This window comes from Streptomyces sp. NPDC007095, from assembly GCF_040634475.1.
In the GTDB taxonomy this organism is placed as follows: Bacteria; Actinomycetota; Actinomycetes; order Streptomycetales; family Streptomycetaceae; genus Streptomyces.
Genome location: NZ_JBEYFS010000017.1, coordinates 1 through 16,025, shown reverse-complemented (window position 1 = coordinate 16,025; position 16,025 = coordinate 1). Strand labels below are relative to the sequence as shown.

General features: G+C 69.0%; 12 protein-coding genes and 1 pseudogene. 6 read left to right on the top strand and 7 right to left on the bottom strand.

The annotated features are described in order from the left end of the window. Positions 1-30 precede the first annotated feature (30 nt). Positions 31-3,252, bottom strand: coding sequence for a cytochrome P450 (locus tag ABZ656_RS08540; RefSeq protein WP_360265825.1), 3,222 nt, complete (start codon positions 3,250-3,252; stop codon positions 31-33). A gap of 864 nt (positions 3,253-4,116) precedes the next feature. Here ABZ656_RS08540 and ABZ656_RS08535 point away from each other — a divergent pair. Further along, the gene (locus ABZ656_RS08535) at positions 4,117-4,773 is read left to right on the top strand and encodes a TetR/AcrR family transcriptional regulator (protein ID WP_101406741.1); all 657 of its coding nucleotides are present in this window, start codon (positions 4,117-4,119) and stop codon (positions 4,771-4,773) included. A gap of 431 nt (positions 4,774-5,204) precedes the next feature. On the opposite strand, the gene ABZ656_RS08530 is transcribed toward ABZ656_RS08535, so the two are convergent. The 5 genes from ABZ656_RS08530 to ABZ656_RS08510 form a co-directional block, all read right to left on the bottom strand. Next, entirely contained in the window at positions 5,205-5,957 is a 753-nt protein-coding gene (locus tag ABZ656_RS08530; RefSeq protein ID WP_360265822.1) for a TetR family transcriptional regulator, read from the bottom strand. A gap of 822 nt (positions 5,958-6,779) precedes the next feature. After that, complete coding sequence (locus tag ABZ656_RS08525) at positions 6,780-7,109, bottom strand: NIPSNAP family protein (protein ID WP_360265819.1); 330 nt, start codon at positions 7,107-7,109, stop codon at positions 6,780-6,782. A gap of 70 nt (positions 7,110-7,179) precedes the next feature. After that, the gene (locus ABZ656_RS08520; RefSeq protein ID WP_360265816.1) at positions 7,180-7,482 is read right to left on the bottom strand and encodes an SsgA family sporulation/cell division regulator; all 303 of its coding nucleotides are present in this window, start codon (positions 7,480-7,482) and stop codon (positions 7,180-7,182) included. A gap of 145 nt (positions 7,483-7,627) precedes the next feature. Next, positions 7,628-7,882, bottom strand: coding sequence for a hypothetical protein (locus tag ABZ656_RS08515; protein ID WP_101406745.1), 255 nt, complete (start codon positions 7,880-7,882; stop codon positions 7,628-7,630). A 179-nt stretch (positions 7,883-8,061) separates the two neighbouring features. Continuing rightward, positions 8,062-8,226 (bottom strand): hypothetical protein, encoded by a 165-nt coding sequence (locus tag ABZ656_RS08510; protein WP_180362646.1) that lies wholly within the window; start codon positions 8,224-8,226, stop codon positions 8,062-8,064. Between the two features lie 162 nt (positions 8,227-8,388). Here ABZ656_RS08510 and ABZ656_RS08505 point away from each other — a divergent pair, with 162 nt between their 5' ends. From ABZ656_RS08505 to ABZ656_RS08495, 3 genes are read left to right on the top strand one after another with little or no spacing between them, the layout of a single operon-like run. After that, positions 8,389-8,598, top strand: a complete 210-nt coding sequence (locus ABZ656_RS08505) for a ferredoxin (protein ID WP_101408347.1) — start codon at positions 8,389-8,391, stop codon at positions 8,596-8,598. Further along, on the top strand, positions 8,588-9,955 hold the full coding sequence (locus ABZ656_RS08500) for an FAD-dependent oxidoreductase (RefSeq protein ID WP_360265811.1): 1,368 nt from the start codon (positions 8,588-8,590) through the stop codon (positions 9,953-9,955). Before ABZ656_RS08505 ends, ABZ656_RS08500 begins: the two co-directional genes overlap by 11 nt. Positions 9,956-9,982: 27 nt before the next feature. Continuing rightward, a complete protein-coding gene (locus tag ABZ656_RS08495) occupies positions 9,983-11,167 on the top strand; it encodes a cytochrome P450 (protein ID WP_101406747.1) in 1,185 nt (394 codons plus the stop codon). 109 nt (positions 11,168-11,276) lie between these two features. Here ABZ656_RS08495 and ABZ656_RS08490 read toward each other — a convergent pair. Next, positions 11,277-11,908 (bottom strand): annotated as a pseudogene (locus ABZ656_RS08490) (TetR/AcrR family transcriptional regulator). 265 nt (positions 11,909-12,173) lie between these two features. Here ABZ656_RS08490 and ABZ656_RS08485 point away from each other — a divergent pair. Beyond that, a complete protein-coding gene (locus ABZ656_RS08485) occupies positions 12,174-14,636 on the top strand; it encodes a SpoIIE family protein phosphatase (RefSeq protein ID WP_360265808.1) in 2,463 nt (820 codons plus the stop codon). A gap of 68 nt (positions 14,637-14,704) precedes the next feature. After that, positions 14,705-16,025 (top strand): PAS domain-containing protein (locus tag ABZ656_RS08480; protein WP_360265805.1); only part of this gene is annotated, 1,321 nt, incomplete at its 3' end.

Below are 16,025 nucleotides of genomic sequence, written 5' to 3'. Positions count from 1 at the left end.
GACGACCGCACCCCTCCCGGCGTCTGAGGGTCAGGCGAAGACGTCCTGCTGGTAGCGCTCGTCCGCTTCCAGGCGGGCGAGCCACTGCTGGGCGGCCTCGTCGTCGCTGCCGGTGTACTTGCGGTAGATGGCGGCGAGCGCCTCGCGCACGGCGGGTGCCATGCGGCGGCCGTCACCGCAGACGTACAGGTACGCGCCGTCCTGGATGGCCTGCCACACGGTGTCGGCGGCGCCTGCGATTGCGTCCTGGACGAACCGGGCCGGGTGTCCGGTCACCGCGGAGAAGGCGGTGTGCACCTGGGCGATCCCGGCCTGCTCCCAGTCCTGCATCTCCTGCCGGTAGAAGTAGTCGTGCTCCGGGTGGCGGCAGCCGACGAAGACCTGGGACAGGCCCACCTGGGTGCCGTTCGCGTGCTGGTGGGCACGCTCCTCCAGGAAGCCGCGCAGCGGCGCGATGCCGGTGCCGGGACCGATGAGGAGCAGCGGCGTGGCGAGGTCGGCCGGCGGCGCGAAGGTCGGGGAGGGCACGCGCACGTAGCCGTAGAAAACGTCACCGGGCTCGAGGCCTGAGATGTAGGAGGAGCAGGTGCCGCGGTACCGGCCGTCGCCGGACAGGGCCGGGCCTTCCAGCAGACCGACGGTCAGCCGCACGTGCCGGGGATTGGCCAGCGGCGAGGAGGAGATGGAGTAGAAGCGGGGGCGGATCGGGCCCATCATGTCCAGGATGACCGCCAGCGGCAGTTCGACCGCGGGGAAGCGCTCCAGCAGGTCGAGCACGGAGACGCGCTTGCCCAGGACCTCGGTCTGGTAGCGCTCCTCGGCCTCGGGGGTGTCGGCCGTGTAGGCCTCCAGCTGCGGCCGGGTCCACGGGCACTCGGTGTGCCCGGCCAGCGTCTGTACCTGAGATCGCGTGGCCACGTCCTGCAGCTCGACGAACTCGGTGAACAGCAGGCCCGCGGTGACGGGAGTGCCCACCGGGAGGTGCGTGCGGCCGCCGGCGGGCTGGTCCAGGCGCAGGACCTGGTCGCGGTCGACGCCGAGCCGCGCGAGGGCGCGGTTGACCAGCGCGGGCTCGTTCTTGGCGAAGACGGCCAGGTGGTTGCCGGTGTCATAGGTGACATCGTCGGGGAGTTCGATGGTGATGGACTTCGCGGCCGGGCGCGGCGGCTCGATGCTGAAGTCCCACAGCCCGGTCGCGTCGCTGACCAGCTCCTCGTTGGCGACCACGGTGAGGGGGTAGGCCTGCTCGGAGACGATCGCGGGACGCACCTCGGCCTCGGTCAGCAGCTGCACCTCGAAGCGCGGCCCGGTGGTTTCGGAGGTGTCGGCGGCGTACTCCTCGGCCAGGGTGGTCCACAGGGTGTCCATCCAGCGGGTGGCCATGCCGTCGAAGTCACCGGCGGCGTCCGCGATGCCGCGCTCGATGACGCGGGTGGCGCCGGCGGCCAGCAGGCCTGCCTCGATCCGCTTGGGGAAGCCCTGGTAGGTGGCCACCCACTGGGTGTTGCCGGCACCCAGCAGCGCGAACCGCACGTTGGACAGCGAGCCCTCCGGGAGTCCGGTGGCGAGCAGGTCGTCGAAACGCTGCGCGTTGTCCGGGGCCTTGCCGTTGTAGCTGGAGGCCACGACGACAAGCAGGCCCTCGGTGGGCAGGTTGTCACCCAGCTCGTCCAGGCCGACCAAGGTGGTGCCGAATCCGGAGCGCTCACCGCGGTCGGCGATGGTGCGCGCCAGGTCCTCGCACGAGCCAAGGCTGGAGCCGTAGGCGACGGTCAGGTTCACCCCGACACCACTGACCGCGGCCTGCGCCCGCGTGTCGTCGGTCTGCAGGTCCACTGCGCCGAACACGGTCCGCTCGTGCTCCTGACGGGCCCGCACGTTCAGTTCGAAGCCGCCGGGCTTGCGCGTCAGCGCCTCCTTGACGTCCATCTTGTAGTCGTCGGTGTCGGCGAACTTGAACTTCTGCAGGACCAGCGCGAGGGCCAGACGGGCCTCGGTGAGCGCGAACTGCCGGCCGATGCAGGCACGAACGCCGTTGCCGAACGGCTTGTAGGCGTGCGGGTGGTGGTTGACCCGGTTCTCCGGCAGCCACCGGTTGATGTCGAACTCCTCCGGCCGCTCCCACGCCTTGGGGTGGGTGTGCAGCGGACCCTCAAGGATGTTGACCCGCGCTCCCTTCTTCAGCCCGTAGCAGCCGCCGATGACGGTGTCCTCCAGCGGGGACTTGCCGATCATCGGGATGGGAGCCCACAGGCGCAGGGTCTCCTCCAGGATCCGCGGGATCACGTCCATCTGCATGATCGTGTCGTAGTCCGGGACCGTGTCCCCCGGCAGCAGCCGGTCCACCTCGGCGTAGGCCTGGGCCAGGATGTGCGGGTTGCGCATCAGCGAGTACGTGGCGAACGAGAGCAGACCACTGGTGGTCTCGTGACCAGCAATCAGGAACGTCACCACCTGGTCACGGACGTTGTCGTCGTCCAGCCCCTTGCCGGTCTCCGGGTCCGTGGCCTCCAGCATCAGGCCCAGCAGGTCGTCCTCACCCGTGCCCTTCCCCTCACGGCGCTCCTTGATCACACTCTCGACCAGGTCCCGCATCAGCAGGATGTTCTGGCGGTACTTCTTGTCATCCGCCTTGCGCATCTTGGTCATCATCGGCAGCTCCTGCGAGCGCCGCAGCGACTCCACCAGCGCCTGCAGCAGCGCGTTGAGGAAGGGGTGCAGATCTTCCTTGGCGAAGGAGTCGAACCGGTAACCGAAGCCCGAGAGGGCGATGGTGTCCAGGGTCAGCCGGGTGTAGTCGTCGGTGATGTTGACCGGCCGGCCCTCCTTACGCTCCCACTTGCCCACCAGGTTCTGGGCGATCTCCAGCATCTGCCCGAAGTAGCCCTTCATCGCCCGCTGGCTGAAGGCCGGGAGGAGGACTCGGTGCGCCATGCCCCATTCCTCTTCGTGCTGGTGGGCCGTGAACAGGCCGGCTCCCGCGTAGTCCCGGACATGGGCCAGCGGCGTCTTGTCGATCTGCTTGAAGAACCGCGTCTCGTCGCAGACCTCGGCCACCAGGTCCGGGTCCCAGACGAAGACCTGCTCGATGCCGGCGATCTCCATTCCGTAGAGCCCCTCGGGGAACTGCTTGGACAGCTTGCCGAAGTACTCCACCGGGTTGGTGCTGGGGATCTGCGGCGTGTGGCCGAAGAGCGGGACCCCTCGCGGAGACCGGATGGGCCGCAGGTCGGTCTCGGGCTGTGTGGTCATGGCTGGCTCCTTCAAGGGGAAAGGCGGGCAAGGGTGCCATTCGGTGTGGCGGAGCGCCGGTACGGCAGCACCCGGTTTCCATACGCTGTATGCCTACAGTGGTACCATACGACGTATGGAAACTCAATCGGCAGACCTGGGGGCGAGAAACAGGGATGTCCGGGGCATCAGGGACGGCGTCGCCCGCGCAACGAGGTCGCATCAAGACCAGGCGCTCGCGAACGCACTCCCGACTGGAGGAGGCGAGGGGCGAGGCCGGTCGTCGCCAGCCCGCGGCTTGACCGGACTTCCCCTGGTGGGTGCGACCCGAGGAGGACATCTACGGCCCGCGACGGCGGCCGCGGCGACATCCCGGTGAGCAGCCAATCCCCTTGCCTGCCGGTACGCATCACGGCGGTCGGGTCTGCACCCATGCGCGTTGGCGGCTGACGGCAGCGCCGGAGAAGCAGGCGCGCGTGCCGCCTCGCGGCGGCCTTTACGCCTCCATGCCGCGCTCGATCGGTACGGCGTCAGTCCATGAGAACGGGCAAGGCGGGTGCGCCAGGGTCTTCTTGGCAGGGCACACCTGCGATCTGCTGCCGCAGGCGAGCACACCAGGGAAGGGGGACGGCCGACACGCCTTACCTGGTTCCATGCCTGCACGCATCAGGCGGCAGTGCGCTGAGGCCGCCGCCAAAGCGTCATGCTGCACTCCTCGAGCGCAGCTTCCAGTCGAGCCCTTTTCCTGTTCAAGGCGCGCCTCGGCAACCTCGTCGCCCACCAACCGGCCAACCAGTCCGGGCCTGTCCACGAAGCCGGAGGAACGAGGGGCTGAAAAGGGTGCCACTGCCCTCCACGCCGGCGAAGGCTGGTACCATACGCCGTATGGCGACTGACTGGAAGCCCCCTCGGGGCACGAGAAAGAGGGACGTACCACTCTCCAAGGACGGCATCTACGCCATGGCGTTGCAGCTCATCGACGCCGACGGGGTCGAGGCGCTCACCATGCGCAAACTCGCGACCGCGCTCGATGCGAACCCGATGTCGCTGTACCACCACGTGCCGAACAAGGACGCCGTGCTGCGCGGCGTGGCCCACCGGGTCGGTTCGCAGTTCAGCGCGGAGGAGCGGGGAGACATCCCCTGGCAGGACCGACTGCGTGAACTTGCCCGGGACTTCCGCGAACTGTCGCACCTTCACCCGAAACTGATGGGGTATTCCTTCACACGCCCCGACTACGTGCAGCCGGAGGACCCCTTCTGGCAGGCACTGATCGACATCCTGGCCACCGCGAAACTGCCCGAGAAGGAGATTCCGCGCGTCGCCGCGACCCTGGTCGGTGTGTTCACAGGTTTGCTGCTCAGCGAACTGAACGGGGCACTGCAGCGGTGGGCCGCTCTGCCACCGGCACCGTCGGGCCCCGACGAGGAAGATGCGCCCCCGCCCTCCAAGGACGTGATCGACACCATGTTCAACTCCACGCTGGACGCCGCGGTCGCCGGAGTGGAGAGCCATGTCGCACGAGCCCGCGAGAGGGTGTGACGGAAGCGAAACGGCTCCGGTGGGGCGGTACGCGGTCCGGCGGCGTCCCCGCCGGGCCGGCCTGGGTCCGCCGCGACAGCGAAGGGCCGCCTGCTGCGGTGTCGGCTCCAGCTTGACCTGCACGACCGGCTCCGCGAACACCGATCGTAGGCACCCGTGCGAGTCACCACCACACGTTCGAGTCCGTTCATCGCATTGAGCGAACCGACCGGCCATGCGTTCGCACCACCCGGCTCCGCCGGAGAAGGCATCCGGCCGCTCCCCGGCCGAACAGACACAGTGATGCTGCGGCGCTCCGCGCCGCAGCCACGGGGATGCGATTCCTCCCGGGCGTAAACGCCCGGGAGTCCTCGCAAGAATTCGCTGAACTCCCTTACCCCTGAACAGAAACAGCATGTCCGGGCTTTTGACCCCCACTGCTCTTTTGACCCTCACTGCTCTTTCGGGTCGAAACCGGCCGCCATGTCCGAGACGGGATTCCCCGGGGGCTCTCCTTCGCGGTGTGCGGCCGGTGGGCGAAGCTGACGGGGGATGCGTCCGGAGGCGCGCCGGGAGTTCTGCGGGGGCCGGCCGTCGCGCCCACCGGCGTGATCGGCTGCGAGCTCGCTTTCCAGGCCGCTGATGATCGTGTCCAGCACCAGGCGGAACATCCGGTCCTCGCCAAAGCCCTCGTTCATCGGCCCGCCCTCGCCGGGGGCGGGTGTGGTGGGCTGGAGGTTCGACCAGCGGTGGAGCGCGCCGTTGAGCTCGGCGATCATCACGCCTATGACGACGGCACACACGAGCGCGGCGAGCTGCGGGATCTCCGACTGCGGCACCCCTGCGGCGTCCAGTACGGCGGTGAGCGCGACCCAGAAGGGATCTTCGGGCTGGATGAAGTCCGGCTGGCTGAACGAGTAGGCCATGAGGTTGGGATGGCGGTGCGCCAACGTCCGGAAATCCGTGGCAAGTAGGCGCATGCGCTCCTGCCAGGGAGCGTCCTTCAGTGTCACGGTGCGGAACCGGGCGCCGACCATTCTCGCCACGCCACGCAGCACTGCTTCCTTGTTCGGCACGTGGTGGTACAGCGACATCGGGTTCGCGTCCAGCGCGGCGGCGAGTTTGCGCATCGTGAGCGCCTCGACCCCGTCCGCGTCGATGAGCCGCAGGGCGGAGGTGCAGATCCCTGCCTCGGTCAGAGGCACATCCCTCTTCCGAGTACCTCTAGGGGCACGCTTCGCTCTTTCCATACAATGTATGTTATCAACCAGTAGGTCCGTGAGGGGGACTCACCGCCCGTGGCGGCGATCACTCCTGCGGACCTATGTACGACACCCGGCGGACCTGTGTACGGCACCCGAACGGGCGGGACGGGCCGCGGTTCCTGTCCCTGGAGGTCGCCAGCGGCCCGTGGCCGGGCGGGCTCAGGCCGCGGCACATGAGGGGGCACCCATCACTTCCGGGAAGGCCCCCTCCATGCGGCCACCGCAGATGCGCGGTGTGCTGCGGCTGGGCGGGCGGCCGATCCGGGGCCGACCTGATGATGTACACCGTCGGCGGATCCACCCGCACGCTCTCCGGGCGACAGCCCGCCCTAAAGCCACCTCGTGCTCACTCTTGCCGCTGATTCCTCGCCTGGATGGTGTGCATCGTCCCTGGTCTCGTACCGTCGCGGGAACCCCAGCGTCTGGCGGTGGCCAGGGCCTGGACGCCGCCGTGCGGCTCGCTCGCACTCCGGACCGCGACATTCGCATGGCTTTGGCCGGCCCAGCCGGCGGACGCGGCAGCAGCCGAAGCCTGGCGCACGGTGTTGCCGGTACGGGTTCAGTCCCCGGCCGGCTGGGCTTCCATGTCACTGGGCGTCGGCCGCCCGTGCTGACACGCACTCAACCGGTCTTCCGCAACTCCCCCTACCTCGCCGATCTCGTCCATGCCCGTTACCGTCCGGCGAGCGCCTTGGCCGAGTTGCGCGGCGTTCTGACACGACCGAGAAGGTCGCCGCAGACTTCGAGCGGGCTCGGTACCCGTCACCGCAAGGGCGAGTCGGCGGTGGGCGTCAGCACGGACTCGGCGACGCCGACGATCTGGCTGATGTCGAAGCCCTCCATGTCCGCGCGGAATTCGAGGCTGGACAGGTACGCCCCCAGCCGCTCCTGAACGTCGTCGGCGTCCCGGTAGGAAACGAGGGCGTACAGCTGGGGCGCCTCACTCCCGGGGGCCGCAGGCGCCGTCCAGACGCCATGTGTGGCGATCCTGTGCTTGGCCATACCGGGAATGTGCTTGGCCCAGATGTTCTCGTAGGCGACGAGCGCCTCAGGGCTGCGCAGTGTGTAGACACGAAGCTGGTACTGGGACATGAATACTCTTTCCTTCTCTTCCGCCGCCGGGACAAAGATCCCCAGCGGCACGGCGGTTGGGAGGCTTCCCTCAGCCTTTCGCGAACACGTTCGCCAGTTCGAGCTCCCAGTCGATGTGCCCGGACTCGGTACCCCGTGGCACCAGCGCCTCCGTGTTCTCGAGGAAGGTCCTGACGTCCCGCACGGGAACCTCGAGCAAGGCGGTCCCCGCGGGAGACCCGAGGACGATGTACATCACTCGGTCACCACGGCCGACGGCGGGCCAGACCCGGATGCCCCCACAGCCTGCGGAACCGGTCAGGCCATCGGCCAGAAGATCACGCCCCAGAACCCATTCGGCCGGCTTGTCGGTGTCGGTGAAAAAAGACGGCACGGACGACATAGGGATCAGCGGGCTCGTACCGCAGGCTCATGCACATGGGCAGCGAGTAGGTGCGCGAGATGACAAGCTGCACGGCCACCCCCTGCATGACGGTCTTCAAAGACTCCATCGACTTTCGCTCCCGGCCGGGCGGCGGTCAGCGAACGCTGATCTCAACCTGGCCGTCGTGATACCAGCCACGGATCTCGTCCCAGGAGTAGCCCAGTTCGACCAGGTAGCCGACACCGTGGTCCCAGCGGTAGTCGCCGGCGTTGACACTGACGGCCGGACGCTGGACGGGCGCGGATGCGGAAGTCGCGGCCGAAGCGGTCCCCCCGGCGCCAAGAACAGCGGCACTCGCGACCGCCACGGAGAGAGCGGTGACGGCAACGCGCCTCGTGAGCTTCTTCATGATCTTTCCTTCCCGATTGGTGCGATCCGCTCCATCGGCTGCATGCAGGCGACGTGTGGCGCCTGGTGTGGCCCGAGCAGACTCTTCCATACGGCGTATGGAAGTACCCTCCCAGAATTACCATACGATGTATGGAACTGTCGAGGCGGCGAACATGGCCCGCACGGCCGACAGCGGCATCAACAGCTCGACGTTCTCGCCGAGACCGCATCGGCCACCTGGGCGAACTCCGCCTGGCCTGCGAGAAGATGCTCACCGATATCGACCATCCCGTGCTCCGCGCCGAGGAGATCAACCACACCGAGGAACAACTGGGCGGCAATTCCCGGGCGTTCGCCCACCATTCGCTCATCGGCCGTGTCCGGACTCGACCACGCCCTGGGCTGAGCCTCGCGCCTGAGGGACGAGCTGCCCGGGACTTTCGTCTCCGGAGCCGTGGCATGCGGGCGCCCGGGTCCGACCCCATGCTGGAAGCGAGGGGGGAGACAACGGAGGGAGTGGTGAGGATGCAGACCGTTGTGGATCTCACGCGCTGCCAGGGCTACGCGCAGTGTGTGTTCCTCGCACCGGAGGTGTTCGAGCTGCACGGCGAGGAGGGGTTGCTGTACGCCACGGCCGTCCCCGACGACCAGGTCGAGCGCGTGCGCCAGGCCGCAGCGGCATGCCCGGTCCAGGCCATCCTTCTCGGTGAGGAGGTGAGCACCGGTGCCCGGTGACCTCAAGGACGGCCGTATCGTCATCGTCGGCGCGTCGCTGGCGGGGCTCAGGGCCGCGGAGGCGCTGCGCAAGGAGGGCTTCACCGGCTCACTGACCGTGGTCGGGGACGAGCCCCACCCGCCCTACGACCGGCCGCCGCTGTCCAAGCAGGTGCTGCTCGGCCAGGCGACGGCGGACAGCACCGGGCTGCCGATGCGCCAGGACCCGGACGCCGATTGGCGGCTGGGCGTGCGCGCCACCGGCGTGGACCCCCTAGCGAAACAGGTGCTGCTGGAGGACGGCGAGTCCCTGCCGTACGACCGGCTGCTGATCGCCACCGGGACCCGCGCGCGGCCCTGGCCCAACCCGGAGGAAGCCGCCCTGGACGGGGTGTTCACCCTGCGCACCCGCGAGGACGCCGGGGGTCTGGCCCGGCGGCTGGCCGCCGGGCCGGAGCGCGTGCTGGTGATCGGCGGCGGCTTCACGGGCTCGGAGATCGCCTCGGCCTGCCGGGAACGGGGACTGGAGGTCACGGTCGCCGAACGCGGCCCCGCGCCCCTGGTGGGCGCGCTCGGTGGCACCCTGTCGCAGCTCGCGGCCGTCATGCAGCGCAACCACGGCGTAGACCTGCGCACCGGGGTGACGGTCACCGCCCTCCGCGGGAACGGTGGCTTCACCGGTGCGGAGCTGTCCGACGGCAGCCGCGTCGACGCCGATGTCTGCGTCGTGGCGCTGGGCGCGGTACGCAACGTCGAATGGCTGGCGGAGTCCGGGCTGGCGGCGGGCCCGCGCGGGATCGCCTGCGACGCCGGATGCCGGGCCTTCAACATGTACGGGATCGTCACCGACGACGTCTTCGTGGCCGGCGACGTCTCCCGGTTCCCGCACCCTCTGTTCGGGTACCAGATGCTCTCGCTGGAGCACTGGGGCAACGCGGTCGAACAGGCCGAGGTGGCGGCACACAACATGGTCAGTCCAGGGCCCCTGCGGCGCCCGCACCTCGCCGTCCCGACGTTCTGGTCGACCCAGTTCGGGCTCAACATCAAGTCGGTGGGCGTGCCCACCTACTCCGACCACGTGGTCATCGCCCAGGGCTCTCTGGAGGCGCGCCGTCTGGCGATGGTCTACGGCTACCAGGGACGGGTCACCGCCGCCGTCACCGTCGACATGGCCAAGTCGCTCGACTACTACAAGCACCTGATCGAGACGGCCGCTCCGTTCCCGCCCCCACCCGGCGCGGCGGACCGTGCGATCGCGGCCGACGTCACGATTCCGTCCGACGTGCCCGACCCGAGCGGGCTGTCGCACGGCCCCACCGTCGCGCTCACCGGTTACCTGCCCGATCGACGGCTGACGCTGGTGCAGCCCACCGGCTGACGTCCCGCCCAACCACGAGGAGCCACGATGGCCTCCGAGACCTTGCTGGCACGGATCACCGACTACGCCAGTCGCCCCAACCCCTACCCGCTGTACGCGGAACTCCGCGAGGCCGGTCCCGTGGTGCGGCAGGCAGACGGCAGCTATCTGGTCGGCACCTACCACGAGATCGCCGCTCTGCTCCACGACCCGCGGATGAGTGTCGACCCCCGCAGCCGTGGCGAAGTGACACACAAGCCGCCGTTCCTGCGGCTCGACGATCCGGAGCACCACAGGCTGCGCACCCTCGCCATGCGGCCCTTCGGCCCGCCGCACAGCCCGGGCCGGGTCGATGCCATGCGCGGTGAGATCGACCGGATCACCAAGGAGCTGATGGAGTCCTTCGAGGCAGGCCGGCAGATCGACGTCGTCGACGATTTCGCCTACCCGCTGCCCGTCACGGTGATCTGCCGCCTGCTCGGCGTACCGCGCGAGGACGAGCCGCTGTTCCGGGCCTGGTCCGACGCTCTCGTCGCAGCAGCCGACGTGAGGCCCGAAGAGGACACCACCGAGACGGACAAGGCGGGCGACCAGGCGCGCGTCGAGATGGGCGGGTACCTGGTCAACCTCGCCGAACAGCGCCGTGGCAAGCCGAGCGACGACATGCTCTCCGCCTTCGTCAACGAGCAGGACCCGGCCCTGCGGCTCACCCAGGAGGAACTCGCGGAAACCGCCGTGCTCCTCCTCATCGCGGGACACGAGACCACGGTCAACCTGATCACCAACGGGGTGCTCACCCTGCTGCGCGAACCCGAGCACCTGGACCAGTTGCGCAGTGACCCCGACCTGCTGCCGCGAGCGGTGGAGGAACTGCTGCGCTACGAACCTCCGGTCCACATACGTGAGCGCCTCCCGCTCGCCGACGTCGACGTCGCCGGTACGCCGATCGCCCAAGGTACCCCCGTCGTTCTGGTACTGGCCTCGGGCAACCGCGACCCCAGGCGGTTCCACGATCCCGACCGGTTCGACCCCACCCGCCCGGACAACGAGCACTTCGGCTTCGGCAGCGGCATCCACGTCTGCTTCGGCGCACCCCTCGCCCGCATCGAAGCCCAGGCCGCCCTGGGCGCACTGCTCCCCCACCTCGGCACGGCACGCCTGCTCCAGGACCCGCCCCCCTACCGTGAGAACGCCATGCTCCGAGGACCCCGCCACCTACCCATCCAACTCTGAGGCTGCGGGGCGGCGGCAGCAGGCGAAACCAGCCACCCCAGTCCATTACGCAGGCCGTGGGACCGGTGGGCAGTCGGCGCCATGCGGCCGGTGCGCGACAGGATCCTCTTCACGCTGCGGCGGGAAGGGGCCGCCGGGCGAGGTCACGGGCCTCGTCCGGGGAGAGGCCGAGCATGTGCAGGATCATCGCGGCCATCGTGCCTGCGACCTGGTCGCTGCCGGCCTCGGGCTGGTTGCACCACAGCTCCAGGAGCGCCAGCAGGCTGCCGTTCAGCACGGTCAGGGCGATCAGCGGGTCGAACACGGTGAACCGGCCTGCGGCCATGCCCTGCTCCACGTCGCGCTCGCGCGCGGAGCCGGTCCGTCGCCGGCGCATGTCGGACCGAGCTCGCTGTGGCACAGGATCTGGATGATCTCCGGGTATGACTCGGCCGTGCGCGCGCTGAGCCGAACGCCCCCGGCGAGGCGCTCGGCGGGATCGTCGACGCCGCGCAGGCGTTCGTCGACGGCTCGGGCGTACTCCTCCGGTGCATCGGCCACGGCCGCGTCGAACAGGTCCGGCTTGCCCGTGAAGCGGTTGCAGAAGCCGAGGCCCACGTCCGCGCACTCCGCGATGGCATGGATGCTGGCGCTGGTGCCGCCGGATTCGGCCAGGATCTGCCGCGCGGCGCGGACGAGTGCCCGGCGGGTCTCGGCACGACGGCGTTCGAATCGGTTCCTGCGTGGGGCTGACATCGGCACGCTCCATAAATAAGAGCAGCAGTTCTGATGAATTCATCATTGCACTGCCCGCCTCAACTACCCACCCCGGCCCACCAGTACCGACTTCGCGGATGTGAAATGTGACAGCGTACGGCCATATCTGATGATTTGATCAGTTTTGCGAGACTTGACGATAAAGCGATCGTATCTGACTATTTCATCAGAAGTGGACAAAGTCGTCCATCGGGCCTACGCCGCACGTGCCGACGCTGTCGCACACCTCCGCACCGATGGGAAGACCCGGATGACGATCACCGATCACACGCCACTCGCCGAGCCGGTGAGCCCCCGAGAGATACCCGATGCCGCAATAGCGATGCTCGATGCGGAGGGGACCGTGGTGGGGTGGACGCACGCCGCCGAGCAGCTTGTCGGGTACTCGGCCGGGGAAGTGGTGGGCCGGTCCGCCGCACAAGTGCTGCCGCCCGCCGAAAACGCCCCGAGCGCTTCCGCGTTCGCCGAGCAGTGCCGTGTCCAGGATGGCTGGTCCGGCACCGTGACGGTCCGCCACCGCGACGGCCACCCCATCAGAATGACCTTGCGGATCTCGCTGCTGTGGGGGCAGGACGCCGGCACCCGGTGGCTGGTGTCCGTGACCGACACAGGCACCCTGTCCTCGGGGGTGTCCAACGGAGCCGTGCGGGAGTCGCTCCTGGCCCACGCACCGGTCGGCATCGCCGTCCATGACCCGCAGCTGCGCTGTGCCTGGGTCAACGACGTCATGGAGCGCCACGACGGCACTCCTCCTGAGAGCCGGTTCGGACGCCGCCTGCGGGACTCACTGCCCGCCGTCGAGGCCGAAGCGCTCGAGGTGGTGATGCGGCAGGTACTGGAGAGTGGCACCACCATGGTCCACGAGTACCGGGCGTGGACGTCGACGGACCGGCGCCGGGAGCACGCGTACTCGGCCTCGTTCTTCTGCCTCCTGGACGCGGACGGCACGGCACTGGCGGTGTGCTCGATGAGCGTGGACGTCACCGGCAACCGGCGGGCGCGCGAGCGCCTTGCCATCCTCAGCGAAGCCAGCACGCGCATCGGCAGCACCCTCGACGTCATGCGGACCGGGCAGGAACTGGCCGACCTCGCCGTGCCCCTGCTGGCCGACCACGCAGTCGTCGACCTGATGGAGTCGGTTCCGTTCGGCGTGGATCCCTCGGCGGGGACCGGCAAGGCGAACGGCCGCCCACCTGTGCTGCGCCGTGCCGGTGTGGCCTCCATCGACCCGGATATCCTCAAGTTGCCGTGGGTGCGCCAAGAGATGATCCGCCCCTTCCCGACCTCCCTGTTCGCCACCGCCCTGCTCACGGGCAGGTCTTACCTGGAATCGGTGCTGGACACCTATTCAGGTCCCTGGGTCAGTCACGACCCTGTGCGGACGCAGAAGCTCCGTGACAGCGGCGTCCACTCTTTGATGGTCGTACCCGTCCGTGCGCGGCGCTGTGTGCTGGGACTGGCGGTGTTCGGCCGCTCCGAGGAGCCGACGCCGTTCCAGGAGGACGACCTCCTCCTGGCCGAGGAGCTCGTCACCCGGGCCGCGCTCAGCCTGGACAACGCTCTCCAGTACGCTCGCCAACGCACCGCGGCCCTGACGCTCCAACGCGACCTGCTCCCCCACCATCTGGGAGGCGGCGCCGCCCTCGATGTGGCCTCGCGCTATGTGCCGGCTGACATGGACCACGGCGTGGGGGGCGACTGGTTCGACGTGATCAAGCTGTCTGGCGCCCGGGTGGCCCTCGTCGTCGGAGACGTGGTCGGACACGGCATCAACGCCGCGGCGACGATGGGCCGGATGCGCACCGCCGTCCGCACGCTCGCGGACATGGAATTGCCTCCCCACGAACTGCTGGCGCACCTCGATGACACGGTCAGGCGGCTGAGCGAGGAAGATGCCGACGCTCCGGACCAGCTCCCCGCGGCGGTGGGCGCCACCTGTCTGTATGCCGTCTACGACCCGGTCACCCGGCGGTGCACGATGGCGCGGGCCGGGCACCCGCCGCCCGCGATCATCGACCCGCAGGGCCAGATCACTTTCCCCGACATGCCCGCCGGGGCCCCGCTCGGCCTCGGCCTCGGTCTGGTCCCCTTCGAGTCCGTGGAACTGGAACTGCCCGAGGGAACTCTGCTCGCGCTCTACACCGACGGTCTGGTCGAGTCCCGCGACGACGACATCGACGTGGGCCTGGATCGCCTGGGCTCCGCCCTGGCAGAGTCCGGTTCGTCCCTGGAAGACCTGTGCTCTCACGTGATCGAGACCTTGCCGACTCAGGCCCCGGCCGACGACGTCACCTTGCTCCTTGCGCGGACTCGCGGACTCGAACCGGCTCAGGTCGCCTCCTGGGAACTGCCGAACGATCCGGCCGCTGTCCGCATCGCCCGGCAGGCAGCCGCCCGTCAGCTCGGCGAATGGGGACTTGAGCCTCTGGGGACCACCGTGGAGCTGGTCGTCAGTGAACTGGTCACCAACGCCATCCGCTACGGCGGCGGGCCGGTCCGCCTACGGCTCATCCAGCACCAGGTCTTGACGTGCGAAGTCTCCGACAGCAACACCGGCCACCCACGCCCCCGTCAGCCCCACCTCATCGACGAGAACGGCCGCGGTCTTTTCCTCGTCGCTCAGTTGTCCCGCAGGTGGGGCTCCCGCTCCGCGACGGACGGCAAGGTCGTCTGGGCCGAACAAGACCTGCCCTCCAAAGCCCTTGCGGTGTGACGGGCGGCCGACGGCCGCCACAGCATGCCGATCTCTCGAGCCGCAGGCTCTCGCAAAGGAAGCCACAGATGGACATAGAGAATGTCAAGAACGCCCACTCGGCAGGCGCCTCCCAAGGATCGACGGACGTCTCCGGTTCCTGTCCCAGCGGCAGGTCGCACGCCTTCGACGGTCCGGCAGCCGCCGTGCTCGACAATCGGGGCTCGGTGATGCGGTGGACCGTAGCAGCAGAGGAGCTGACGGGGTTCCGCGCCGAGGAGGTCTGTGGGCGCCCCGTGCGGGAACTGGTGGCCGACCTCCCGGACGGCCTGCGCGACGCGGAGATTCCGGCGTCCGGCCGGGTACGGCTGTGGCACCAGTGCGGCGACACCATCGATGTCACCTTCCGGACCACCAAGGTGGGAGGCTCCGGCTCGGCGGAGGTCCTCGTCCTGGCTGCCCCTACCCACCACGTCGCCGGCCACGAACAGGGCGCGGCGCTCCTGCGTGCACTGTCCGCACAGAACCGGATCACCATCGCTGTGTACGACACGGATCTCACCACTGTGCAGACGAACGCCGCGCCGGACACCCTCGACGGCGGTCCAGTACAGCCCGGCGCTCGGCTGAGCGACGTGCTGGAAGCCAAGGACGCCGAGAACCTCGAGGCACTACTGCGCCAGGTGATCGAGACGGGTGCCCCCGTAGTCCGCAGAGACCAGCACGTGAGCTGTCGGAACGGTTCGGCGCGGCAGCGCGCGCTGTCGCTGTCCGCCTTCCGTCTGGAGGACGCCCGAGGACGCCCCACAGGGGTCGCAGCCCTGTACTTCGACAACGCGGACCAGATGCGGGCCCGCCGTCATCTGGATCTCGCCCGCGAGGTGGCCGAGCGAGTCGGAAACTCCCTGGACGTCGTGCGCACCGCACAGGACCTTGCGGACGTTCTCGCACCTGCGTTCGGGGATCTCGCCGCAGTCGACCTTGCGTACTCCGTTTTCGAGGGGGACGAACCCTCGAAGCATTTGGGCGGTGGAGACATGGGCAACGCGGCCCTTGCGCCGGCCGCCGCGGTGTGGCCGGCCGGCATCAAGCGCGGCGAGTCCATCCCGCCCCTTCCCGACCACCCCCTTTTGCGCAGCTTCCGACACGGCGAGCCAGTCGTCTTCGGCCTTGACGACTTCATCGCCATGGTCGGCGACCCGCGGCTGGTCGAGTATCTCGTCCCGAAGGACACCCATTCGGTGATGGTGGCACCGTTGCATGCCCGCGGGCTCACGCTCGGCGCCATATCGGCCTGGCGCTGCGGCCGATCCGGCCCCTTCACCCAGGACGAGGCGGATCTCATGAAGCAGATCGCCTCACGGGGTGCGCTCGCCATCGACAACGCTCGCCGTTACACGCGCGAGCACC

Excerpts from the sequence above, each read along its gene's own strand:
- ABZ656_RS08540 (WP_360265825.1), bottom strand. The coding sequence starts at position 3,252 with ATGACCACACAGCCCGAGACCGACCTGCGGCCCATCCGGTCTCCGCGA.
- ABZ656_RS08535 (WP_101406741.1), top strand. The coding sequence starts at position 4,117 with ATGGCGACTGACTGGAAGCCCCCTCGGGGCACGAGAAAGAGGGACGTA.
- ABZ656_RS08525 (WP_360265819.1), bottom strand. The coding sequence starts at position 7,109 with ATGTCCCAGTACCAGCTTCGTGTCTACACACTGCGCAGCCCTGAGGCG.
- ABZ656_RS08515 (WP_101406745.1), bottom strand. The coding sequence starts at position 7,882 with ATGAAGAAGCTCACGAGGCGCGTTGCCGTCACCGCTCTCTCCGTGGCG.
- ABZ656_RS08510 (WP_180362646.1), bottom strand. The coding sequence starts at position 8,226 with ATGGTGGGCGAACGCCCGGGAATTGCCGCCCAGTTGTTCCTCGGTGTG.
- ABZ656_RS08505 (WP_101408347.1), top strand. The coding sequence starts at position 8,389 with ATGCAGACCGTTGTGGATCTCACGCGCTGCCAGGGCTACGCGCAGTGT.
- ABZ656_RS08495 (WP_101406747.1), top strand. The coding sequence starts at position 9,983 with ATGGCCTCCGAGACCTTGCTGGCACGGATCACCGACTACGCCAGTCGC.
- ABZ656_RS08485 (WP_360265808.1), top strand. The coding sequence starts at position 12,174 with ATGACGATCACCGATCACACGCCACTCGCCGAGCCGGTGAGCCCCCGA.